The 22488-nt window shown below is 70.0% G+C and carries 19 protein-coding genes and 1 pseudogene; 9 read left to right on the top strand and 11 right to left on the bottom strand.

What is annotated here, in order from left to right; all coding sequences use genetic code 11:
- The first annotated feature begins 115 nt into the window (after nt 1-115).
- On the top strand, nt 116-289 hold the full coding sequence (locus ABEB03_RS19355; protein ID WP_345650339.1) for a hypothetical protein: 174 nt from the start codon (nt 116-118) through the stop codon (nt 287-289).
- Between the two features lie 211 nt (nt 290-500).
- Here ABEB03_RS19355 and ABEB03_RS19360 read toward each other — a convergent pair whose 3' ends face one another.
- On the bottom strand, nt 501-1946 hold the full coding sequence (locus ABEB03_RS19360; RefSeq protein WP_345650341.1) for an FG-GAP-like repeat-containing protein: 1446 nt from the start codon (nt 1944-1946) through the stop codon (nt 501-503).
- 694 nt (nt 1947-2640) lie between these two features.
- Between ABEB03_RS19360 and ABEB03_RS19365 the strand changes: the two genes are divergently transcribed.
- Entirely contained in the window at nt 2641-3027 is a 387-nt protein-coding gene (locus tag ABEB03_RS19365) for a hypothetical protein (RefSeq protein WP_345650344.1), read from the top strand.
- Between the two features lie 157 nt (nt 3028-3184).
- Here the strand turns inward: ABEB03_RS19365 and ABEB03_RS19370 are convergent, their stop codons facing one another.
- Nucleotides 3185-3943, bottom strand: a complete 759-nt coding sequence (locus ABEB03_RS19370; protein ID WP_345650347.1) for a DUF6928 family protein — start codon at nt 3941-3943, stop codon at nt 3185-3187.
- Between the two features lie 326 nt (nt 3944-4269).
- Here ABEB03_RS19370 and ABEB03_RS19375 point away from each other — a divergent pair, with 326 nt between their 5' ends.
- Entirely contained in the window at nt 4270-4647 is a 378-nt protein-coding gene (locus ABEB03_RS19375) for a hypothetical protein (RefSeq protein ID WP_345650350.1), read from the top strand.
- A gap of 601 nt (nt 4648-5248) precedes the next feature.
- On the opposite strand, the gene ABEB03_RS19380 is transcribed toward ABEB03_RS19375, so the two are convergent.
- From ABEB03_RS19380 to ABEB03_RS19410, 7 genes and pseudogenes are all read right to left on the bottom strand, one after another.
- Nucleotides 5249-5509: a hypothetical protein gene (locus ABEB03_RS19380; protein ID WP_345650353.1), complete on the bottom strand. Its 261-nt coding sequence runs from the start codon at nt 5507-5509 to the stop codon at nt 5249-5251.
- 411 nt (nt 5510-5920) lie between these two features.
- Nucleotides 5921-6550, bottom strand: a complete 630-nt coding sequence (locus ABEB03_RS19385) for a hypothetical protein (RefSeq protein ID WP_345650356.1) — start codon at nt 6548-6550, stop codon at nt 5921-5923.
- Nucleotides 6551-6842: 292 nt separating this feature from the next.
- Entirely contained in the window at nt 6843-8450 is a 1608-nt protein-coding gene (locus tag ABEB03_RS19390; RefSeq protein WP_345650359.1) for a hypothetical protein, read from the bottom strand.
- Between the two features lie 405 nt (nt 8451-8855).
- Nucleotides 8856-9173: pseudogene (locus tag ABEB03_RS19395) on the bottom strand (helix-turn-helix domain-containing protein); the annotation flags it as partial.
- Nucleotides 9174-9610: 437 nt separating this feature from the next.
- A complete protein-coding gene (gene snpA / locus ABEB03_RS19400) occupies nt 9611-10495 on the bottom strand; it encodes a snapalysin (RefSeq protein WP_345650362.1) in 885 nt (294 codons plus the stop codon).
- Nucleotides 10496-11508: 1013 nt separating this feature from the next.
- Nucleotides 11509-11862 carry a VOC family protein gene (locus ABEB03_RS19405; RefSeq protein WP_345650365.1) on the bottom strand — a complete coding sequence of 118 codons (354 nt, stop codon included), beginning with the start codon at nt 11860-11862 and terminating at the stop codon, nt 11509-11511.
- Between the two features lie 274 nt (nt 11863-12136).
- Nucleotides 12137-12901: a hypothetical protein gene (locus tag ABEB03_RS19410; protein ID WP_345650367.1), complete on the bottom strand. Its 765-nt coding sequence runs from the start codon at nt 12899-12901 to the stop codon at nt 12137-12139.
- A 1034-nt stretch (nt 12902-13935) separates the two neighbouring features.
- Between ABEB03_RS19410 and ABEB03_RS19415 the strand changes: the two genes are divergently transcribed.
- On the top strand, nt 13936-15702 hold the full coding sequence (locus ABEB03_RS19415; RefSeq protein WP_345650370.1) for a beta-ketoacyl-[acyl-carrier-protein] synthase family protein: 1767 nt from the start codon (nt 13936-13938) through the stop codon (nt 15700-15702).
- A gap of 92 nt (nt 15703-15794) precedes the next feature.
- Here the strand turns inward: ABEB03_RS19415 and ku are convergent, their stop codons facing one another.
- Nucleotides 15795-16943, bottom strand: a complete 1149-nt coding sequence (gene ku, locus ABEB03_RS19420) for a non-homologous end joining protein Ku (protein WP_459115352.1) — start codon at nt 16941-16943, stop codon at nt 15795-15797.
- Between the two features lie 58 nt (nt 16944-17001).
- On the opposite strand from ku, the gene ligD reads away from it, so the two are divergent.
- Entirely contained in the window at nt 17002-17883 is an 882-nt protein-coding gene (ligD, locus tag ABEB03_RS19425; protein ID WP_345650375.1) for a non-homologous end-joining DNA ligase, read from the top strand.
- Nucleotides 17884-17933: 50 nt separating this feature from the next.
- Here the strand turns inward: ligD and ABEB03_RS19430 are convergent, their stop codons facing one another.
- Complete coding sequence (locus tag ABEB03_RS19430; protein WP_345650378.1) at nt 17934-18737, bottom strand: nuclease-related domain-containing protein; 804 nt, start codon at nt 18735-18737, stop codon at nt 17934-17936.
- 98 nt (nt 18738-18835) lie between these two features.
- Here ABEB03_RS19430 and ABEB03_RS19435 point away from each other — a divergent pair, with 98 nt between their 5' ends.
- From ABEB03_RS19435 to ABEB03_RS19450, 4 genes are all read left to right on the top strand, one after another.
- Complete coding sequence (locus ABEB03_RS19435) at nt 18836-19345, top strand: protein-tyrosine phosphatase family protein (RefSeq protein ID WP_095936628.1); 510 nt, start codon at nt 18836-18838, stop codon at nt 19343-19345.
- Between the two features lie 350 nt (nt 19346-19695).
- Nucleotides 19696-20535, top strand: a complete 840-nt coding sequence (locus ABEB03_RS19440) for a hypothetical protein (RefSeq protein ID WP_345650383.1) — start codon at nt 19696-19698, stop codon at nt 20533-20535.
- Nucleotides 20532-21791 (top strand): ATP-binding protein, encoded by a 1260-nt coding sequence (locus ABEB03_RS19445; protein ID WP_345650385.1) that lies wholly within the window; start codon nt 20532-20534, stop codon nt 21789-21791. The genes ABEB03_RS19440 and ABEB03_RS19445 overlap by 4 nt, the downstream gene beginning before the upstream one ends.
- A gap of 110 nt (nt 21792-21901) precedes the next feature.
- Entirely contained in the window at nt 21902-22402 is a 501-nt protein-coding gene (locus ABEB03_RS19450) for an SH3 domain-containing protein (protein WP_345650388.1), read from the top strand.
- The last annotated feature ends 86 nt before the right edge of the window (nt 22403-22488 follow it).

Consider the following 22488-nt stretch of genomic DNA (forward strand, 5'->3'; position numbering starts at 1 on the left):
GCTCAGGCTGCCCGACGTACCGGGAGATTGCGGACCACGACCACTCGCTGAACAGTGGCCCCTGGCCAACATCACTACGCTGCTTGCGCTGTACAGTCCCGGGCCAGGAGGATCGGTGACTGAAAAAGACTCAGTGCAGGGCCGGCTTCAAAAGTCCAGGAGCAGCAGTCTGCGGTGGACGCTCGTGACGATTCTGATGATCGCCCTAGTGCTGCTGATCGTCCTCTACGGCACCCTGAGCTTGCTACTCCCATTCCTCATCCTCTTCAGCGGCGTCATTGACCACTGATCGGGCTTCGGCGGTCGACAGCGGCCCGCACCCCTCCCGTTCCCGGTCGACCGGGAACTGACGGGAACCGTGGTGATCGACGGGCTGCACACACGGCAACGGCCTCCGACCGGGTTCCCTGGTCAGGGGCCGTTCACCTGTGGTGGGTGTCGGATTTCAACCCACGGTGACTCTCGCGATGGGTGTGCGGAAGGCAGAACTGTGAGCCGCGTCAGTGCAGCATGTCGGCACCGAAGAATGGCGAACCGAAGGTGGAGATGCCTTCCGAGGCGGCTCCGAAGCTGACGGCGTTCTTGGTGGTCACGCCCGACGAGGAGCCGCGCAGGTTCCACAGGGCGCCGTCGCCGCCGTTCTCGGTCTCGGCCCCGACGGACAGGTCCGCGTGGTGGTCTCCGTTGAGGTCGGAGAGCCGTACGGACGAGCCGAAGTGGTCGTTGTCCTCGTTGGCGCCGGGGATGCCGGCGGTGTCCTGCTGGAACACCTTGGCGTCGGAGGCAGACAACCCGGCGGGTGTGCCCCGGAGCACCGTGACGCTGCCCGCGAGAGTGGCGTCGCCGATGCTTTCGTAGAACGCGGAGACAGCCGCGTCGGCAAGGCCATCACCGTCGATGTCGCCGAGGGAGATGGCGTAGCCGAAGTAGTCGCTCGACTCGTCGGCGCCGGGCACTCCAGGGGTGTCCTGGTCGATGGTTTGTCCGGCGTCGGTGTGAATGCCGTCGCTGCCGCCGAGGTAGGTGGTGATGGAGCCGCCGAGGTTGCCCGTGCTGCCGCCCCACCATTCGCTGGCGACCACGTCGTCGCGGCCGTCCCCGTTGATGTCGCCGACGGCGGCCTGCTTGTCGCTCTGGAGCACGGCGTCGAAGGCCAGGCCCGAGGAGGAACCCAGGTATACGAGGGTGCCGCTGTACTTGTCCGACGTGGTGAGGTAGGTGCCGTTGAGGATCAGATCGTCGGTGCCGTCGCCGTTGACGTCGCCCGCAAGCAGCGAGGCGGTGCCGTGGTCGGTGCCGGTCTGCAAGGGTGCGGTGAGTTCGTACCGGGAGGCGGCACCGGAGGACTTGGTGAAGCCGCCCTTGTGGATCCAGATGTCCTTGCCCGAGCTGCCCACGGCGAGGTCGGCCTTGCCGTCGCCGCTGAAGTCCCCGACGGTCAGGGACTGGCCGAACCAGTCGTGGACGGAGGGCTTGGGGTCGCTGATGGTGCGGGCACCGGAGAGGCCCGAGGCGCTACCCCAGATCACGACGGCGGTTCCGCCGTTGGTGTCGTCACCGACGTCTTCTCCCGGAGCTCCGACGACGAGATCGGCGTAGCCGTCGTTGTTCAGGTCGCCGGAGGCAAGAGCGGCACCGAAGGAGTCGTTGGACTCGGCAGTGCCGGGTATCCCGCTCGAGTTCTGGGTGATGACCGTGCGGCGGGAAGCGCTGATGCCGGATGCCGAGCCGTAGTTGACGACTACCGCCCCGGCGTTCTTCGCGCCCCCCACGATGGCGTTGGGGGCGGTTGTGGCGAGGTCTCGGTACCCGTCGCCGTTGAAGTCGTCCGCGTACTTGGCCGTGACCGCGGTCGCGGGACCGGCCGTCAGGGTGAGCAGTCCGCCGGCGAGGGCAACCGCCGTCGCGGCCGCGAGGGTGACTCGGAGGGGATCTCTCTTGTTCATATGCCTTCCGGTTTAAAGGCTCGCGAGGACGGCCCGCACTGAGGGGACAGGCTTCACAAACGGTGGGTGCCGTCAGGACGTGGGCAGTCGTCGAGCGTGGCGCGCCGGTGGGGGTACCGGCACGGCTGTGGTGTGCCGGTCGGATGACTTGTACAGGACACCGAAGGTTGTACAGGAGTTGATGAAACTTTTGAGGAGACCTGGGCGAAGCCATCTCCTGCTGGAGGCCACCCCTCGCCCAGCGCGAACAAGTCCGAAGCGAAATCCACCTCGCCAGAGTCACCAGCCACAGCAACCTTGCTGACGCCCGTCAACCAGCGAAGCTGTACAGCTCGGAAGTACAGCAACCTCAGCGACCGAGGCTGTATCTCAAGAGTCGTCAACAGCTGACTGAGCAGCCCGAGAACCATCAACGACCTACCCGCCGAGATTTCAGGACGAAGAGGTCGTGCCAGATGCGTGCCAGATGCGTGCCAGATCGTACGGGGAACCGCGGGGAACACCGGGGAACACCGGGGAACCGCGGGGAACCGCGGGGAACACCGGGGAACCAAGCCGGCTTTACCCCAGGCACCGATACCGCTCAGCAGCAGGTCAGCCTCGGAGCAAGCCCCAGGTCACCTCAGCTTCCCAAGCTGATGTCTCCAACAGAAAACAGAGGGTCGAGTCAGCCGCCGTCAGGGACGACGGCGGCATGCGCTGCTTCAACGGAACGGGCTGGCTCGCGATCTTCACCGGTACGGAGACGATGATCGGCCGGATCGTCGACGTGGACGCCTGGGACGCGGCAACAGGCGTTGCCCTCGTCGTCGATCCCCAGCGAGGAACCCGCCGGCCGGTGACGGACTACCCGGATTTCTCACACCTGGAGCGAGCCGACCAGGTGGTGGCCGCCATACCGGGAGGCGGCTGGCGCGCCTACTGGAAAGACGAAGGACCTGACAACGGGCCGTTGACCGAGCAGGTGCTTGCTTGGCTCGTCACCTCCAAGGGGCGGGCCACTCCGATCACCGTCGATGCGCACGGACATGTGGACGACGCAGAGAGCGCCGATCGCCTCCTTCCGCCGGACGAGGAGTGAAGGATCCTTCTGCCGGGTGAGTGTCTGACTGCGTGACAACACCGACGGACAGCGGCGGACAAGCGCGGACAGCCGTGCACGGTCGGAGCAGGTGAGAGGCACACCGACCCATGGTCGAGCGCTCGCCCAAGTGGCTTCGGGACGAAGAAGTGTCGAGCTAGAGGCCGTCGCGCTCGATGAGTGAGCCGTCAAGGCCCAGAGAGAAGAAGCGCGGCGGGCCCATGGCTTCCATGGCCCTTTGCAACGCCGCTTCCCGCTCCGCGGGATCAGGGCCGCGTGGGTCCCGGACCCGGAAGCCGTGCAGTCGGATGCTGTCCGTGTCGATGTCGTCCGGCTCGGGGTGGCCCTCCCGTACGAAGCCGCAGAGCGTGCGCAGTGCGTCTTCGCCCAGTTCCAAGGGGTGGAAGGGCAGTGGGTACGGCTCTTCATCCTCGTCCGGCCAGGGGATGACGTCGGCCGGGCGGTCTCCGGCCCAGTAGGGCAGCTCGAAGGAGAGTGGTTCGCCGATGTTCTCGATGATGCCGCTGTCCGGGGACAGGCTCAGAGAGCGGACGAGTCGGCCGTCCTCCCACACTGCGAATGCGAGCCAGTCCACGACGCTGTGCATGGCGTGCAGCACGAGCCGTCGGCCGGCGCTCGCCGCCACGAGTTGATCCGGGAGCTGGGAAGGGAAGTCGATCATCACCCTCTGGTCGCCGATGACTTCGATGCCGGGCCAACTCGCCGCGTACGCCGTCCCCTCCGGGGGGTATACGCCGTTCCAGAGAGTCGAGCCCGCGCTCTCCTCTATCTCCCAGCCCGGGTAAAGCAGCCGCATCATGCTGGCCGTGCGTGCGAGGTCTGCTGTGCCCGCTTCTCGCAGCAGCCCCGGTACGTCGCCGTCGGCGTACACCAGAAAGCCCGTCTTGGCTCCCAAAGCCCCTCCCCAAGGTGTGGCCCTCGTTGGCGCGTGCACAGTAGCCGCCCCCACTGACAACGCGAGATGACGAAACCCGAGGGCCCGGGGCTGGGCCGTCCCGGGCCGTCCGAGGTCGCTCGACAGTGGCCAAGGGCGACCAACGGCGACCACCAGGCGCAAGAGCCCACCGCTCCTGAGCAGGGAAAACGCAGGTCAGCAGATCCCCGGCAAGACTCAGGGCAAGAAGACAGGTCTTGAGACTCCACCGACCTTGATCCGCTGGAGCAGGAACGTCGTGCCACACTCGTGCGCACCTCAGTAGGTGCAGGTCGCGAGGGGGGACAGTGGCAGAGGGTGTGCAGGCAAGGCCAGCCTGGAAGTCGGGCCTGGCGTTTGTGGTGGTGGAGGCGGTCTGCATCGCCGTCGTTCTGGCGTATCCGGGCTGGATCATTCTGGCGGTCAGCACCGGTTGCATCGTTCCCGGCGAATTGCCGGAAACCTCCGAGGAGATGTTCGACCCCTTCAGAGTGATCGCCGGCATGGCCCTGGCCATCATCGGCGTGGTTTCGCTCGTACTCGCCTACCGGATACCCCTGCTACAGCCAGGGCCGAAGAAACGGCGGGCAGTTGCGGCCCTGAAAGGGCAGTTGGGGTTGACTCTCGTGATCATCGGGACGGCCATCGCCCTCCAAGATCCCCACCGCGTATACCAGTGCGGATGACCCTGGCGCCTGAAGCCGCCGCTGTTGCCGCACCGCAGTGAAGTACAGCAACCACCACACACGTGACCGACCTCCACCAGCCCCGGACGACCGGACGGCGTGCCCGGCAGACCTGAGCAACCGTCCGCCCACGGTTCGGGACAAAGCGGTCCCTGCCCCAGGGCGCTCAGCACGTCCAGCTCGCACGAGAAGAGCGGCCGGCGCAGGGCCTGGCTGCAGCCAAGTGCGGACTTCTGCGACACAGCTCCGACACACTGTGTGTCCTCGAACCACAATGGGCTGGCTCCCGTGCAGGCCAGAGGGGGTAGATCACTCCGGAGGGGCGCCCGCTGTCACGCATGGGTTGGATCTCGGCGGCCAGCACGGGCACGCCGCGTGCCTGTGTGCCACGGGCCCCAACCCGGCGAACCTATGCGGTCACACCACTAGCCGCTTCTCCAGGTAACGGAGGAGGCCAGCTGGGCGTGGTTTCCGGCACGCACAGGCCACAGAGAGCGGGTGCGACGCAATGAACCGGCCCCGGCGCGCCCTTTCGGGGGCGCCGGGGCCGGTTCGGATCGCTGGCCCCTCCTACGGGCCGGTGCCGGCGTCAGGTGCCGGGTCAGCGGTGGCAATCGCGGTGGACGGGGCGCCAGACGCGGGTCCAATGGCCGGGGTGCCAGCGGTGGTGCCGGTCCCGGAATGCGGGCTGCCAGTGGCGCGCCCATTGGCCCCGCTCCTCCTGGCAGTGGTGCGACGCCGCCGGCGTCCGGTGGTTCTGCGGCGCGGCCGACGCGGTGCCGACCATGCCGACGACCGCGCCCGTGGCCAGAGCCACCGTCGCCGCCCCCAGGGCCGCAGCCCTCTTCAACCGGTTGATCATGTTCAGACCTTTCCGTACGAACCGGGGCTGGCGCCCCGTCACTGCCCGAACCGTTCGGCCAGGCACGCCCTGATCCTTGCCCTTCGACACGGCCAAATCGCCAGAGAACACCGCCTGTTATGAAATACCAATCAATTTCTTATTGCTCTCAAATACTCATATAAATACTCCAATAGGGTGTATTGGGATGCTCAGCTGCCAGGAGTTGTGAGCGAGCCGCTCCGGCTGAGGGGCATTGCCGACTGAGCTGCACACGCCGCTTGACCATCCGGTCGACGCCGACGTCCAGGCGTTCAACCAGGTCAGCAACCAACCGGCCGCGAATGACCGGAGCTTCCCGAGCTGATGGCTTCTCTCTGATGACCTGCGCAAGGCGGCCAGCCTCGCCAGGCGTGCTGGTCTGCCCGACTGCTACCGGCCGCCGAGGCGGCCGACCTGCCAGTGCCCCCGGCCTGTGGCGTCAACGAACATCGGGTAGGCGGTCAACACGTCCAGAACAGCCGTCATCCGTCCGCTGTGGCTGGAGGCAGGAATGGCGTCACCGAGGCGCTCAACAATCGCCGTGCGAGTCAGGGGTTCCCGGGACGCGACCACCGTCCGGGCAACCCGGTGCAGCAGTGTGTCGCCGGGCGTCCCCAGCTCCGCCTGCTGCCACCGGTCCTCGCCGCGCCTGTGCCGCGCGACGCGTGCAGCCGTCTTCATCGAGACCTGCTCCAACAGCGCGGGGGTCACCGATTTCCGCTGCACCGGGACTTGATGACGCTTCCGGCGACGCTCCCGGAGCAGCGCCCCGCCCACGGCGACCAGGGCCGCCCTTGCGATCACCAGCTGCTTCCGGTCGCTGAGCTGCTTCACCACAGCTTCGATCACATGGCCGGTCACTCTGGCCGCGACGTCGAACGCCCACTCCAGGTCGGCCATCTCACCCTCCGTCACCCCTACGTCCCCCAGGGCCGAACGCAGCTCCCGCCAGTCCTTGGACGCGAGCCCGCTGGCGACCAGATCCTTGTCGGTCCCGATGATGACCACAGGAGCGATCACCCCAGCCAGCAGCTTGACAGCCCCCGCAGGCCATGCCCGAAAGGGCGGCACCCCCGCACAAGGGTGCAAAACCCTGACCAGGGGACTCCCGGGAACTGAGTGAGGCCGGCTCCGGGCGATGTGAAGCCGAGCGTGCTCCAGCCGTCGGGGACCACAGCCCCGATCCCGGTGCCGGACTGCATTGGGTCGGCGTAGAGCATGCCGTCGTGGGCGCGGCCTGCTGCTGCGACCATCACCGACGGCTTCCGTCCCTGCCCCATCCGGGGGCCCCTCCGGACCCCCGGACGACGGGTCAGTTCCAGCCGCGGGACCGTCGGGAGAGCGCTACGGCCACACCACCGGCCAGCAACAGCGCGCCGGCCGCCCAGACGATCCAGCCGCCGCCGAATCCGGTGTCGGCCAGCGGTCCGGACCCTGCGGAAGGGCCGCCCGAAACGGATCCGGACGCTCCGGCCGCGCCGCCGGAGCCGGACCCGCCGGACGTACCGCCGCCCCCGGACCCGCCGGACGTACCGCCGCCCCCGGACCCGCCGGACGTGCCCCCGCCCGCGGAGCCGCCCTGCGCCAGCCGCAGGGTCAGCGCCGCGCTGTCGTTGGAGGCGTCGGGGTCGAGCCCCTTCATGATCTCCAGCGTGCGGACCTGGCCCGTGGAGACGGCCGGGGTACGGGGGCCGATGGCGACGGTGAACGACAGGACGTGTCTGTCCCCCGGGGCGGGATCGCCGAAGTAGCACTGGTAGGAGGACCGGCCCATCCGGGGGCCGGGGTCCGACCCGTCGTCCGTGGGCGGCGGCTGGCAGTTGTCCGGGATCTTCGTGGCCTTCGTGCCCGGCGGCAGCTTGACGAGGACCGGGAGGAAGACGTCGTCGTCGAGGAGGTCCTGCACCACCGCCGGCCCCCGGTCGATCACCGTGGCGTGCAGCGTGGCGTGACCGCCGCGCCGCCCGGTGACGGTGTCCCCGGTGACGGCGAAGTCGGCGTGGTTGACGCTGTTGACGTAGGTGGTGAAGTACGGGTCGATGTTCCCGTCGGACGGCATCGCGCCCTTCGGGACCAGGGTCAGCGGGGTCCCGGGGCCGTTCGCCGGGGCGGCGTCGGTCAGCGGGGTGAATTCGTAGAAGATCTTGTCGCGCAGGGCCTCGTCGCCGACCTTGACGCGCAGTGGCGACGACAGCGCGTACTGCCGGCCGGGCTCCACCGGGGTGGGGAAGTCGCACAGGGTCTCGCGCACGATGTGCCCCCCGCGGTCGCCCGCGGGCACGTCGCGGCAGTTGGCCCAGGAGCCCTGGAGGTGCAGCCCGGCCGTGGTGTCGATCCGCAGCTGAACCCCCTTGGCCGCCGGGAGTTGGCCGTTGTTCCACACGTCGAGCGGAAAGGTCAGCATGTCGCCCGGCACCTGGTGCAGCTGCTCGGCGGACGCGCTCACCTTCAGCTGCGTCTTGCCGTTGGTCAGGGTGAGGTGGTCGCCGGTGACCGTGGCGTCCGACGCCGTGCCGGAGACGGTCACGGTGCCGCTGCTGCCGACCGCCGCACCGGGCTTCGGCACCAGCGTGATGGCGTGGAAGTCCGAGGTGGCGGACGCCAGGTCCAGCGTGCAGAGGTTGCCCTCGCAGTGCTCCGACGGTGCCGGCTCGGCGAAGTCGGCCACTCCGGACAGGTCGACGGTCAGGTGGACGTGGTGTGCCGTGCCCCCGCCGGCCACCTTCCACCGGTAGGACAGGTTCACGCTCGCCGGCTCCGTCCCGATGAAGAGCTCGTGCTCGGCGAACCGGACCGTCATCTCTCGTGCGGCGTCCGCCGTGTCGGCGCGTGCCGGACCCGTGCCGAACGCCCCCGCCACCAGCGCCACTGCGCCCGCCGCCGCCGTCGCGACCGCGCGTACCCGTGATCGTCGTGCCATCCGACCGAAACCTTCCCCTGTGCCGGGAGGTCCCGGCCCGCCGTGCTCCACAGGTGTGACCCGCGAGGTGCGGAAATGGTTGCGGCCGGCCAGACGGGCTCAGGTGTCCGCACTGCCGGGCACGATGTGACGTGACCCAGGAGGCCGGACACGGGATGATCACAGTCGTCGACCTGTCGCGCTCAGGCTCAACCGCCCACAACACCGTCGGTGACAACCAACCGTTGGCCGGGAGCCGATACCGAGGGCGGTTCGCTGCTCATCCCCTCGCTGCCTCTCGGGATCCGCCGCATCACTGCCGCAGCCCTCCCTCAGACTTCCGTGTCGCAGGCCCTGTCGGTCTGAGATCCAGGAGACCCGATCGAGAGGGGCCGCAGGTATGGAGTGGAAGACCCACGTCGAGCGTCGCTCGGTGACCAGGAGGGCTTGTGGCGTCTCCCGACCTCGACGGGCAAGACCAAGCACGTGCCCCGGAATGCGTAAGCCGTCCGCTATGCGCTCGATGACGTCCATATGCTGCAACTGGGGTTGGCCTGTGATCACTTCGCCGACACGGCTTGGCGTCAGGTCGCAGCGCCTGGCGATCATTGACGGGTAGATGCCTGCCCTGGTCTTCACCAACCGGAAGACTCTGGCGAAATCCCGTACCCGGCAGGCATTGATCATCTCGGGGTCAGCGAGCAGCCTGGCAGGCAGTTCCCGAGGCCGGTCGGCATCAGGCATTGGCGAGCCCCTACCGAGAGGGCTACGCATCGTAGCCGGTTTTCTACTTACGGCAATGTTGCCCAAGTCGGGTAATCAGCCTGGCCTTTGGCGGGGGTCCCCAGATCGCGATGCTCCTTTCCATGGCGAGCAACCAGCAGACCAGACCAGGCATCGGTGAACTGGCGAAGGACAGCGCCCGAGACCGGATCGGCGTCGTCATGGGTGCGGTCGGCGGTCGTGCGCAGAAAAGGCCGATCGGCGGCGGCACGGAATGGGTACTGGCCTGGAGGTGGCTGAACGAGCCTATTGATCCTTTTGCGCGAGGCCCCCTTCACTCGCTATTGCGTCTCCGGGGGGGTGCGAGGGTTGGCGGGTGCGAGTCAGTGGCGTGGGGACCAGAGCATCTCAGCACCCGCCGTCCTCGACAGCGAACTGCTTCCCGGTTGGGAACCCGATCAGTTCCAGAGCGTGCGGTGGTGCGAACGCCACGGACCGTGACCCGGCCCGCCGGGCCAACCCGGCCATGCAGCGCTCGGGCCGCCAGCGGACGGGTTCCCTGTGCCCGGGGCCACGGACGGTGCCGACGGTGCAGCACTCGGGCCACCACCGGACTGGCTCCCCGTACCCGGAGCCACGGACGGTGCCGACGGTGCAGCACTCGGACCGCCACCGGACTGGCTCCCCGTACCCGGAGACTGCGCGCCTCCGCCGGCCCACAGCTCGTCGACACGCGCACGCTCGGTGGCGTTCGGCTGGCGGTTGGTGCAGGACGGGCCAGGGCCGCCGCCCGACATCAGCTCACTGCACGGCCCGCTGTAGTCGTCCGGCAGGCCCAGCACGTGCCCGGTCTCGTGGGTGACGACGCGGATCGAGTCGTACTGCTGGCTCTGGGTGTAGTCGAGGAAGATCTGGCCGCCTCCGTGGCCGTCGGTGGAGGCGTGGGACCCGCGGGGATCGTTGCCCTCGGTGTAGGAGAAGTCGGCGCTGCTCGAACCGCTCGAAGCCTCCTCGAGCTTCACGTTGGACTCGGCGCTGTTCCAGATCTCGGCCGCGCTCGATATCTGCGAACGGAAGGTCGGTGCCTTGGAGGCGTCGTAGTGGAGGGTCACCGCCTGCCCGCTGGGCTGGGCGGCACTCTTCGCGGCGACCGACTTGAGCACAGCCTCGAAGAACGCCTTGTTGTTCGCGGCCTCCCCAGCCGACCCGTCGTACCCCGCCACGGAGGTATCGCCGGAATCGGAGGTAGTGGCGGCCGGCTGGGCGCTCGCCGGCACCGCCACGGCCAGCGCGCTGGAGGCCAGACCCAGGCCGAGAGCGAGGGCGAGGATTCTCGGAGACATTCGGGACGACTTCATGTGTGGGGGGCTCCTACTCACTCGGTGACGCCGAGCGCCACAGCGCGCGGTCGACTCGGCGTGAACACCGGTTCCGAACTGCAGCGACGTCCTGTGGGTCGACATTCTTAGAACGGCCCTACAAGGCACGCAATGGGTCCCACTACTACGTGGCTCCGTAGATCTCAGGACCTCGTCAGGACCGCGCGCGGGCCTCCGGTCCCCACAGGGCGACAGGAGGAAAAGCTGTCACAGCGTCAGAAGCCTTACAGCGCACGGCAGTGGGCGTGCGGGCAGGCTGGGCGGAATTCCCCACACACGCCGCAGGATCCACATCCAGGTCAAGACGGACAAATACTCAGATGTACGCCATGCCTCATCTACTAAGCGCACCGGTTGATTCGTAGAGCACTGTGACTGACGTCACGAAATAAATGGCTTCCGCTCCTTTTGCGCCCCCGTTGGCCCCGAGTCGCCCTCCCCAGGAAGTCACCCTCGACGGGGCAGAGCCCGTCACCACTGAGCCGCCACCGCTCAGCCCTGATCAGGACGGAAGCCGGGCCCGCCGTGCGGCACGGCGAGCGGCGCAGGAAGGGGTTGGTCGCCCCCCCGCCCGCCTCCACCAGCGTGTCCGCCGCACCCAGCAGCTTCGGAACGATGAGGGCCAGGCTGTCGTCAGCCAAACGAACGAGGCGCATGCCCGGGCGTAGGCAGTAGCCGGGCTGACGCCCGAAAGCGCCGCTAACCGCCGGGCTTGATGGCCGACGCCGAAAGTCCCCCGGACGTGGGCTCAGCTGCAAGGTCCGTCGACATCACGCTCAGTGGCGCCGCAGATGGAGCGAACCTCAGTTGATCAGAACCGGCTTCCGCCGCTACGGCAGTGCGCGAGCGTTTAGCCAGTGAACGCGCGGTGACGGGCTGTGATGGAAGTGGACTGGCCCAGGGCGCGCGAGGTGTCCACGTGACTGAAGGCGGAGGTGCCGGCGCATTACCGGCGGTGACGAGGTAGTGGCGGAGGTTCAGTCGAGGCTGTGCGCGACGGGGTGCAGCGGCTGGTAGAGGGGCAGTTCACTGCCGCTGGGGAGGCGTACGGCGGTGAGGCGTCCCCACCGCTCTTCGGTCACCTCGCCGGTGAGCTCCGCTCCGCGCTCTGCGAGCTGGGCGCATACGGCGTCCAGGTCATCGCACATCAGGTAGAACTCATGCTTCGGCGCGCCATCGGTGGGGTGCACGGCGACCTCGGCGGGCGGCAGCTTGAAGATCAGCCAGCCATGTCCCGCATCAACGTGGGCGAAGCCGAGGACGTCTTTGACAAAGGCCCGGTCGGCCTCGGCATCCTGGGAGTAGAGGATCACGTGTGCGCCTGTGAGCATGCCCCCGATGCTCGCATGCCCACCGTCAATGTCGATGGCACCGCGCCCGCGCCTGTCAGACGCACACAGCCAAGCCGATGCACCGGAGCGGTGACCGGCCTCATGGTCCGCACGGCGCGCTGGCTCACGTTGCGCTGAGGCCCGCGCACGGCTGCTCGCGGTCGGCCAGGACGCAAGGTGTCGGGTCCGCCGCGATCGCGGCGGACCCGACACCTTGACCGTCGCAGCCGCTACCGCCGCCTCGGTCCCCAGCAGCCCGCCGGCACCGCGGGCATCACTTCACCACGACGGTGTCCCCGGACGACGTCGACGGCCCGGTGGTGGTGTTGCCGTAGTACACCCAGCGCCACGTACCCGTCTTGGAGGCCTTCACGGTCGTCCTGAGATCACCCGAGCCGTTCGCGTACACCTTCTTCACCGTGGTGTAGGAGGCGGTGCCGGTGGGCTTGAACTGCAGGCTCACCAGGCGGCCTTCGTAGGAGGCGTACTTCCTGGTCTCCCAGTTGGCCCGCGTGACCTTTCCGGTCACGGTGATGGTCTTGTCCTTGGACACCGGTTCGGGCGAGGCGTTGACGGTCAGGCGGGAGTTGCGCTTGACGTGGACCGTCAGACCCTTGTCGTCGGTGTCACCACCGCCGCCCTCGAAGTACACCTCGGCGCCGACCTTCCAGGCCCCGGCCTCGCTGTTACGCATGTCCCACACGCTCGGGTCGAAGTACATCGTCTCGTTGAAGTCGCAGACGCCCGAGCTCACCTTGATGCAGTCGCTCGTCTCGACGGCGTGCCACAGCCGATCACCCGCACCACTGCGGTACAGGAACACCGCCGGCCACTTCCACTTGTGAGTGGTCGCCATCCGGAAGGAGGCGGGCACCGCGACCTCCTTCGACACCCCGATCACAATCGACTTGCCGCCGTTCACCTGGACACGGGTGAACGAGACCCCACCCTCGGCCGCTCCGGCCGGCACCGCGGCCACGGCCGTGAACATCGCCGCCGCTCCACCGGCCACGACGACTCTCCAGACCTGCTTCCCCACCTGATCCCCAATCTCCTTACGGAAAAGCACCAAAGGATCACCTCCAGCGCCTTACAGACAGCCGGCATCCACACGGGGTTGTACACCCGCGAATCACAATGGGGTATCAGACAATCTCCGCCTCCCGGGAGACGGAGAGGTCGGTGCGGTGCGGCAGGCGAAACACGCACCCCCAACAACGGATTCTGACGGCCACGCGGGATTCGCTCCGGATCCCCCCTGTTCTCCTGGAGCCCGGACAGCCGGATCCGTCCCTACGTCCGAGTGGCCCGCCGGGCCAGGGGGCTGGTTCGAGCGGGTCGATCCGGCGCCGCACATCGTGATCGTCGGCATTACCGGAGCCGGTAGGTCGTCCGCGCCCCGGGTGCCGGCCGCATGGGCCCCCGGCAACCCCCGGTCGTCGCTGGAGTCGTGGGACGGCAAGTGCGGCACCTGGGTGCGCGCCTCCCGGAGCAACGCGCCCCATGCTCGACACTCTGCCCGAAAGAATCGAGGCCCGGCTGAGGGACCTGGTGACCCGGGAGCTGCCTGCCCGCGCGCTGATGGCCGAGCCGCGGCTTCGTGTCCTCACCGTGACCGTGGTCGGGGCCTCGTGGTCGGTCGTTCGGTCGGGGCCGGCGGACTTCCTCAAGGTCAGCAACTGGCGCGTACATGCGCCGGGCGACCAACACGATGAACTATTCGGGGCGGGTGGCACTGGCGCAGGGTGTGGACTTCTCCCATCAGTCTCCAACTCCGGGTGCAATAGGTGGAGATGACGCTGTGTCCGTGAGTCGTACGGTGAGATGCCCCGACCGTACATAGCGGTGGTAATTCAGTTTCTGTGGGATCTGCGGGCAGGTGCGGAATTGCGGGCCGCTTGAACATATGTCATTGGCATATTCCATGCGGTACTTCGGCGTCCTTGGCGGTACGGGAATCGAGTTCGCGGCATTCGTGACGTTGCGCACTACCGGGCACGGAAACCTAGGCAACTGGCGAATTGTCGTCGACAGTTGATGCCGACATTCCCCCCATGCACCGAAGGCTCCGCCATGCGCGATTCGTTCGACGTCCCCGTACAGCCTCACGCCGTCACCGTCGCCGAAGTGATTCCCGGTGATCTCCTCGCCCTCTCGGAACAAGAAGTGGCAGAGGAAAAGTGGCATGTGGTCATGCACACACTTCCGGAAAGCCCGGACACCATTCGGCTCACGCTGCGGCCGCCCCTCGGGGGAATGGATCACGATCAGGCGCTCGAGCGCGGGCACCGGGTGACGGTGGCCTGTCGGCGCATGGACGTCTCCGGGATTCCGCGGATCGCGTCGGTCGATCTCACCGAGGTGGAGTTCCGTGACGGCGACCGCGTCACCTCGCTGCGCACCGTCGACCCCCGGGCCGTCGAGGAGTCGTACACCCGTCGGTGGGGCCGGTGGCACCAGGATCTGGAGAGCCGGGCCGAGGAGCCGGTGCCGGACGCCGTGCTGCGCGAGCGTCTCGACGCCGCCGCCCAGGACGGTTGTGTCGTACGGCACTTCCCCCGGCCGCGGCGCGACGCGGCGAGCGGGGCCGGCGCGCCCCGGCGGGTCGTCGTCACCGGCCTGGGTGCCGTCACGCCGCTCGGCATCGGCGTCGACGAGCTCTGGCAGGGGCTGGTGGAAGGCCGCTGCGGGATACGGGAGCTGGAGGGCGAGGAGTTCGCCGAACTGCCCGTGCGGGTGGCGGGCAGCGTCCCCGTCGACCCGGCCGGGCTGCTGCCGCGGCCGCAGGCGCGGCGGATGAACCGCGCCGCCCAGCTGGCGGTGCTCGCCGCGCGCGAGGCGTGGCAGAACGCCGGGTTCGACGTGGCCGGCACGGCCGAGAGCGGGCTGGACCCCGAGCGCGTCGGTGTGAGCGTCGGCGCCATCCTCGGCGACGCATCCGTGCTGGTCGGCGGCGACCGCAAGCTGCGCGACAAGGGGCCGCGTGCGGTGTCACCGCTGACCACGCCGATGACGGTGCCCTCGCAGGCCGCGTCCCAGGTGTCGCTCGCGCTGCGGATCACGGGCGAGGCCCGCACGGTGACCAGCGCGTGCGCGTCCGGCACCGAGGCCATCGGGCAGGCCATCGACCGCATCCGGTACGGGCACGTCGACGTGGCCCTCGCCGGTGGCGCCGAGGCCGTGGTCACCCCGGCGATCATGGCCTCGTTCGCGGCGATGCGCGCCCTGTCCACGCACGAGCTCGGTGTCATCAGCCCGTCGCGGCCCTTCGCCAAGGACCGTGACGGCTTCGTCAACGGCGAGGGGGCCGGCTTCCTGCTGCTGGAGTCCGAGGAGCACGCGCGGGCGCGGGGCGCGCGGATCTACTGCGAGGCCGCCGGCTGGGGGCTGTCGGCCGACGCGCACCACATGGCGGCGCCGGACCCGTCGGGCAGTGGTGTCGCGCTCGCGCTGCGCCGGGCGGTGCGGGACGCGGGCGCCCACGCGGTGGACGTCGTGCACGTCAACGCCCATGCCACCGCCACCACCGACGGCGACCTCGCCGAGGCGAGCGCTCTGCGTGCCGTACTGGGCGGGGACGTCCCGGTGACCGCGCTCAAGGGTCACCTCGGTCATCTCCAGGGCGCGGCGGGCGGGGTGGAGGCGGTGGCCACCGTCCTCACGCTCCATCACGGCCTGATCCCGCCGACCATCGGCTGCGAGGAGCAGGACGACGCCATCGAACTGGACGTGGTGACGAAGGCTCCCCGTGCCCTTCCGGCCCTCGGCGACCTGGCGCTCAGCAACTCCTTCGGCTTCGGCGGTCACAACGCGGTACTGGCCCTGCGCCGCACCGCCTGACCTCGGGCCCGTCGAACCGGCCGGACCCGTGTAGTCCGAGGGCGGGGCGCCCGCCGAGGCCGTCGAGGACGCCGCCCCCGTCGACCTCGCCCTCAGGCGGACGCCCGCTTGCGTCCCGTCGTCTTCTTCGCGGCCGTCTTCTTGGCGGCGGTCTTCTTGGCCGCCGCCTCCTTGCCGGTGCTCTTGGCGGTCTTGGACGTGCTCTTGGCCGTGCTCTTGGACGCCGTGCCGGACGCCGTCTTCTGGCCGGCCGTCTTCTGGGCCGTCGACTTGTGCGCCGCCGACTTCTGGGCCGTGGTCTTCCTGGCCGCCGTCCGCTTCGTCGACGTGGACTTCTTGCCGCCGACCTCCTTGGGGGCCGTACGGGCGGACTTGCGGCGGGCCGGGAGCGGGGTGACCTCCGCCTCGCCGCCCGCCTCCGCCGCACCCGCTCCCCCGCCCGTTTCCCCGCCGGCTGCCTCGCCCCGCGACTCCTTGGCCGCGCGCACGCTCTTCTCCAGCGCGGCCATCAGGTCCAGCACCTTGCCGCCGCCCGCCTCGCGCTCGGGCACGCTGGGTGCCTCCGCGCCGGACGCCTTGGCGGTGATGAGTTCCTCGACGGCCTCGCGGTAGTCGTCGTGCAGGTCTTCGAGGTCGACCTCGCCGAGGGTGTCCATCAGTGCGTCGGCGAGGTCCAGTTCCTGCTCGCGGACGGTGACACCGGTGTCCGGGGCGACCTCGTCCGTCGCGCGGATCTCGTCCGGCCAGAGCAGGCCGTGCATGGCGATGACGTCGTCGACGACCCGCAGCATGCCCAGCCGCTCGCGCCCGCGCAGGGCGAACTTGGCGATGGCGACCTTGTTGCTGCGCTTCAGGGCCTCGCGCAGCAGGGTGTACGGCTTGGCGGCGGGCACGCCGTTGGCGGAGAGGTAGTACGCGGTGTCCATCTGGAGCGGGTCGATCCGGTCGGCCGGCACGAAGGCGACGATCTCGATGGTCCTGGCGGTGGGGATCGGCAGTGAGGCCAGGTCCTCGTCCGTGATCGGGATGAGCGTGCCGTCGGCGTCCTCGTACGCCTTGCCGATCTCCGGGGTCGTGACCTCGCGGTCCTCCAGTTCGCAGACCTTGCGGTAGCGGATCCTGCCGCCGTCGTCGGTGTGGATCTGGCGGAAGGAGATCGAGTGGCTCTCCGTGGCGTTCACGAGCTTGATGGGGATGCTGACCAGGCCGAAGGAGATGGCGCCGTTCCAGATGGATCGCACGTGCGGCATCCTTCCGATCGATATCCGATATCAGCCGGTTTCGTGGGATTCTCATCGTATGACGCCGATCACGGAGGTGGAGGGGCGAAGGCTCGCGCTCAGCAACCTGGAGAAGGTCCTCTATCCCGCCACCGGCTTCACCAAGGGCGAGGCGCTGCACTACTGCGCGACAGTGGCGGACGCCCTGCTCCCCCACCTGCGCGACCGGCCGGTCTCCTTCCTGCGCTACCCGGACGGGCCCGGGGGCCAGGTCTTCTTCACCAAGAACGTGCCGCCGGGTACGCCCGGCTGGGTCACGACCGCCGAGGTGCCGCGCATGGAGGGGCCCGCCCGTATGGTCCTGGTCCAGGACCTCGCCTCATTGATGTGGGCGGCGAACCTGGTGGCCGAGTTCCACACGCCGCAGTGGACCATCGGCACGCCCGGGATCGCCGACCGGCTCGTCCTCGATCTGGACCCGGGGGCGCCGGCGACGGTGGTCGAGTGCTGCGAGGTGGCCCTGTGGCTGCGGGGGCGGCTGGGCGAGGACGGGATCGAGGCGTACGCGAAGACGTCCGGGGCGAAGGGGCTGCATCTGCTCGCCCCCGTCACGCCGACGCCGTCCGAGGACGTCAGCGCGTACGCGAAGGGACTCGCCGTCGAGGCCGAGCGGGCGATGCCGGGGCGGGTCACGCACCGCATGACGAAGAACCTGCGGCCGGGGAAGGTGTTCGTCGACTTCAGCCAGAACGCGGCGCGCAAGACCACGGCGACGCCGTACACGCTGCGGGCGCGGCCCGAGCCCACCGTGTCCACGCCGGTGACGTGGGACGAGGTCGCGTCCTGCACGCGGGCCTCACAGCTCGCCTTCCTCGCTCCGGACGTCGTGCCGAGGCTGGAGCGGTACGGGGATCTGCTGGCACCCCTGTTCGACGCGGGGCGGGCGGCCGCTCTGCCGTGACGGCCCGGGGCCCGCGGTGCCGTGACGGCCCGGGGCGGCGCTTCGCCGCCCTAGACCCTCAGCCAGGTGTGGCGGTCGCGGGCCATGGCGTGGAGGGCCTCGACGTCGGCCGGCTTCAGGACGCCGCCGAGTCGGGCCAGGTTCGGCAGGTCGACGTCCTGGAGGATGCGGATCTCCCGCGGTGGTGCCACGACGTCCAGGGTGGCGGGGCCCGCCACGGCCAGCACGGGGTGGACCTCGGCGGTCAGCGCGTACGCGGCGCGGTCGGCGTCCGCGCGGAGCCGGCGCAGCAGCGGACGGGGTTCGTGACGGCCGACGGTGACCATGGGGTCGGTGACGAGGACGCGCTGTTTGCGCGCGTAGAGGGTGCGCACGGCGAAGATGCCGGCCGGGCCGACGACCAGGTGGTGGATGCGTTCGCCGCCGGGCAGGGGCACGGAGTGGAGGGTGTGCCACCCCGCGCCCTCCATGCGGTCCAGGGCCTCGCCGACCGTCTGCTCGGCGGCGAGCGCGCGGCGCCGCGGGTCGGGCCGCAGGCGGCGCGGCGGGCCGGGGTCGCGGTCGAGGGCGACCACCAGCGCCTCGCCGGGCCGGTTGGGCGCGAGGTCGTCGTCGGGGTGCAGGGTCAGCCGGGCCAGCTCGGCCGGGGTCGGGACGGGCGGCGGGCCCACCGTCACGGGGCCGGCCAGGAACGGGCCGAGCGCGTCGAGCACGTCCTCGCGCCGGTCCTCGTCGAGCAGGTTGACCCGGGCCGTCTCGCGGTCGTACCAGGCGACGTTCCTGCCGTCCGTCAGGCACACGTACAGCCGCTCCTGACCGTGCCGCCAGGTCGGTACGACGCGCAGTCCTTTCATGCACCATCACCCCTTGACCATGGGAACAGGCGGGGTGCTCCAGGGGCAAGAACCCGGATACCTTTGTGGACAGCTGGGGAGTTGGGTGGGAGGCGCCGTTGCGGACCCGCAGGACACAACCCGATGTACCGGCTCCGGACAGCCCGTGGAGCGAGATCGTGCCCGGCCTGTGGATGGGCGGGCACGCGTTCGCGGGCCGCGCCGGGCAGCCGGAATTCGCCGTCGTGCACGACGAGTTCGACCTCGTGCTCACGCTGCTGCGGCTGCCGGGGCACGGGCCGGACCCGGGGATAGAGCACCATGTATGGCCGATTCCGGACGGCCCCCTCGACGGTACGCAGCTGGCGGGCGTGATCCGGCTCGCCCAGGCGGCGGACGACGCGCTGGAGGCGGGGCGCCGGGTCCTGGTCCGCTGCTACCACGGCTACAACCGTTCGGGCCTGGTCGTGGCGCACGCGCTCGTCCTGGCCGGGCACTCCACCGACGAGGCGATCCGGTTGATACGGAGCCGGCGCTCGCCCTGGGCGCTGCACAACGAGCTCTTCGAGGAGTACCTGCGCGCCGGGCTCGCCACCGCCCGGCTGCTGGAGGAGCTCGCTGAGCCGTGAGCCGACGGGAGGCTCGCCCGCGGCCGCGCCCACGGGACATCCACGAAGACCGCTCGTGGCCCGGCCGGCAGCGACCCCGATGCCGCCGTGGGACGGCCACACCACCCGGCAGCGGCGCACGGCCCACGAGCGGACGGGTGCGGCCCACGGGACGGCGGCACAGCCCAGCAAGTGAACAAAAAGGACTTCCATACGAATAAGGTGTATACGGCGACCGATCGTCCCGCGCCGCGTCCGCACACCCGTCGCGAACCGGTCGCGGACGGTCACCGCTTCGACGACATCGTTCTTCCACGCCGCCCCCGTGCCGGAGCGCCTGCGGGCCGGGGTGGCCCGGACGCGGGAGTGCAGTGATCCACAGCCGCCGTGCGCGCACAGCCCTCGGTGCCGCCGCCGCGAGCGCCCTGCTGGTGGCGGCGCTGGCGGGCTGCGGCGACTCCGGCGACCTGCGCGGCGCGGGCGCGACGCCCACCGCCGTCGGCCCGACCCGACTGTGGCCCGAGCTGCCGCCGGCCTCCACCCCCGCCATCGACTACGGGGAGGCCGACACCGAGACGGTCAAGGGCATCACGGCGCCCGGCGACGACATCCACAAGGTGGACCCGCTCGCCGTGGTGCGCGCGGAGGTCGCCGCGCACCCGGCCGAGTACAGCGGTCCGCACGCGACGTACGCGCAGACGGCCGACCGGCTGAAGGACTGCGGCAAGGAGGGCTCGACCGGCGAGAAGTGCCCGGTCCTCCAGGCGTACTACCGCGATCTGACCGGTGACGGCAAGGACGACATGGTGCTCGGCATCCGCTTCCCCGCGGACCAGCTCGCGGTGCGCGTCTACACGTTCCTGGACCACAGGCTGGTGCAGGTGATGGGGACCTCGGACAGGGTGGTCAGCGTGGAGCTCGCGGGCCGCGAGGTGATCATCCGCTCGCCGTCGACACTGCCGGGCTACGAGTTCCGCACGGTCTGGAGCTGGGATCCGCACCAGAACGCGATGCTGGCGACGCGCGACGAGATCCTCCGCGTCGGGCCTCCCACCGGGACCGCCACACCCACGCCCTCCGCCACGCCCTCCGCCACACCCTCGGCCCTTCCGTCCGCGTCGGCGCCGTCGTTCTCGCCGTCCGGATCGGCACGCCCGCCCGCGCCGTCCGCGGCGGCACGTACGTCCGCGCCCTCCGCGAGGGCCTCATGAGGCGGCCTCTCCTGCGTCTGCCGCGCTGGACCGCCACCCTCACCTGGAAGGCGGCCGCCTTCATCACGGTGATGTGCTGCGGCCTGGCCGCGCTCCTCGGGATCCTCGTGCACGTCTCGGTGACCAATCAGACGGTCGGCGAGGCACGCGGGCGCGCGCTCGACCGGCTCACGGACGTGACGGCCGCGTACGAGGCGGGTGACCGGCTGCCGGCCGGCGCGGGCGTCGACCCGCCCGGGCTGCCGGTCACGCTGCGCGCGCTGGCGGCGGGCGGGAAGCGCGGCACGATGGTCGCCGACCGGACGGCGCACCCCACCATGTGGGCGGCCGGGCCGGTGGACGGAGGACGCGCGCTCGCCGTCCAGTACGACTACGCGCAGGGCGCCCACACCATCGAGACGCTGGACCGGTCGATCGTGTGGTCGTCGGCGCTGGCGATCGGCGCGACGCTGCTGGTGGGCGCGTTCGCGGTGACGCGGGTGACACGGCGGCTGCACGCGACGGCGCTGGTGGCGCGGCGGATCAGCGCGGGCGATCTGGACGCCCGCGTGAACGACCCGTGCGCGCAGGACCCCACGCGCCCGCAGGACGAGGTGGCCGCCGTGGCGGGAGCCCTCGACACCATGGCGTCGTCGCTCCAGAGCAAGCTGCTGAGCGAGCAGCGCTTCACCGCCGACGTGGCGCACGAACTGCGCACCCCGCTGACCGGGTTGCACGCGGCGGCCGAACTGCTGCCGCCGGGACGGCCGACGGAGCTGGTGCGCGACCGGGTGGCGGCACTGCGCACGCTCACCGAGGACCTGCTGGAGATCTCCCGCCTGGACGCCCGCAGCGAACGTCTCGACCTGGACTCGGAGCAGCTCGCCCCGCTGGCCGAGCGGGTGGTCCGCGCGTCGGGGACGGACACCGAGGTCAGGGTCGTACGGGACGCGCGGGTGGAGACCGACCGGCGGCGGCTGGAGCGGGTGCTCGGCAATCTCGTGGCGAACGCGCACAACCACGGCGCGGGGCCGGTGGTGCTGACGGTGGACGGGCCGGTCGTCACGGTGCGGGACCACGGCGAGGGTTATCCGGACTACCTGCTGGAGCACGGGCCGCAGCGCTTCCGCACGGAGGGCGGGGCGAAGGGGCACGGGCTCGGGCTGACGATCGCGCTGGGCCAGTCCGAGGTGCTGGGCGCCCGGCTGCTGTTCGCCAACGCGCCCGACGGCGGCGCGGTGGCGACGCTGATGCTCCCTCAGTCCGGTCCCGCCTGAACGCCGTACCCGCGCCCGGCCCCGGCCCCGGCCCCGGCGGACGACCGTACGGAGCAGCCTGGTCCCCGATGGCGCAGCGTGACCTGCGTGCGCCCGACTCCGCTCCTAATGTGGCGATAAGTCAGATCCGCGCCTACTCGGAGGAGTCCCCCATGTTCCTGCGGTCCACGTGCAGCAGGCTCGGCATAGCGGTCGCCGCCGCGAGCCTCTTCGCCCTCGCCGGTGCCGGCCCCGCCCTCGCCGACGAGGCGACGGCCTCGGGGCTCGACGTCGACCGCAGCCTGGAGGCGGGCGCCGCCTTCGACACGGGCATCGGGCGCAGCATCGGCTTCGACGACGGGTTCGGCTTCGGGTTCACCGGCACCGACGCGGGGTTCTTGATCCGGGGCAGGGTCGACGCTCCCCGCGGGCTGGCGCTGCGCAGCGACCCGTTCCGCGGCGGGCGGCTGGTCCGTATCGCCCGGCACGGCGAGCCGGTCGGGATCTTCTGCAAGACCCATGGCGAGCCGGTCGACGGCGACACGATCTGGTACCTGCTCGCCGACGGCACCTGGTCCTGGGCCCCGGCCCGTTCCATCGAGACCTTCGGCGACACGCCCCCGTGGTGCTGATTTCCGGCTGACCGGTGTACCTCACCGGGACCGCACCCCCGTGAGGTACACCGGAACAGCCCGTTTATCACTACATAACGGGACAT

Origin of the sequence: Streptomyces siamensis (assembly GCF_039543605.1) — a bacterium.
Lineage (GTDB): Bacteria > Actinomycetota > Actinomycetes > Streptomycetales > Streptomycetaceae > Streptomyces > Streptomyces siamensis.

Excerpts from the sequence above, each read along its gene's own strand:
- ABEB03_RS19380 (WP_345650353.1), bottom strand. The coding sequence starts at position 5,509 with ATGATCAACCGGTTGAAGAGGGCTGCGGCCCTGGGGGCGGCGACGGTG.
- ABEB03_RS19360 (WP_345650341.1), bottom strand. The coding sequence starts at position 1,946 with ATGAACAAGAGAGATCCCCTCCGAGTCACCCTCGCGGCCGCGACGGCG.
- ABEB03_RS19405 (WP_345650365.1), bottom strand. The coding sequence starts at position 11,862 with ATGCTCACAGGCGCACACGTGATCCTCTACTCCCAGGATGCCGAGGCC.
- ABEB03_RS19445 (WP_345650385.1), top strand. The coding sequence starts at position 20,532 with ATGAGGCGGCCTCTCCTGCGTCTGCCGCGCTGGACCGCCACCCTCACC.
- ABEB03_RS19415 (WP_345650370.1), top strand. The coding sequence starts at position 13,936 with ATGCGCGATTCGTTCGACGTCCCCGTACAGCCTCACGCCGTCACCGTC.
- ABEB03_RS19430 (WP_345650378.1), bottom strand. The coding sequence starts at position 18,737 with ATGAAAGGACTGCGCGTCGTACCGACCTGGCGGCACGGTCAGGAGCGG.
- ligD (WP_345650375.1), top strand. The coding sequence starts at position 17,002 with ATGACGCCGATCACGGAGGTGGAGGGGCGAAGGCTCGCGCTCAGCAAC.
- ABEB03_RS19365 (WP_345650344.1), top strand. The coding sequence starts at position 2,641 with ATGCGCTGCTTCAACGGAACGGGCTGGCTCGCGATCTTCACCGGTACG.
- ABEB03_RS19390 (WP_345650359.1), bottom strand. The coding sequence starts at position 8,450 with ATGGCACGACGATCACGGGTACGCGCGGTCGCGACGGCGGCGGCGGGC.
- snpA (WP_345650362.1), bottom strand. The coding sequence starts at position 10,495 with ATGTCTCCGAGAATCCTCGCCCTCGCTCTCGGCCTGGGTCTGGCCTCC.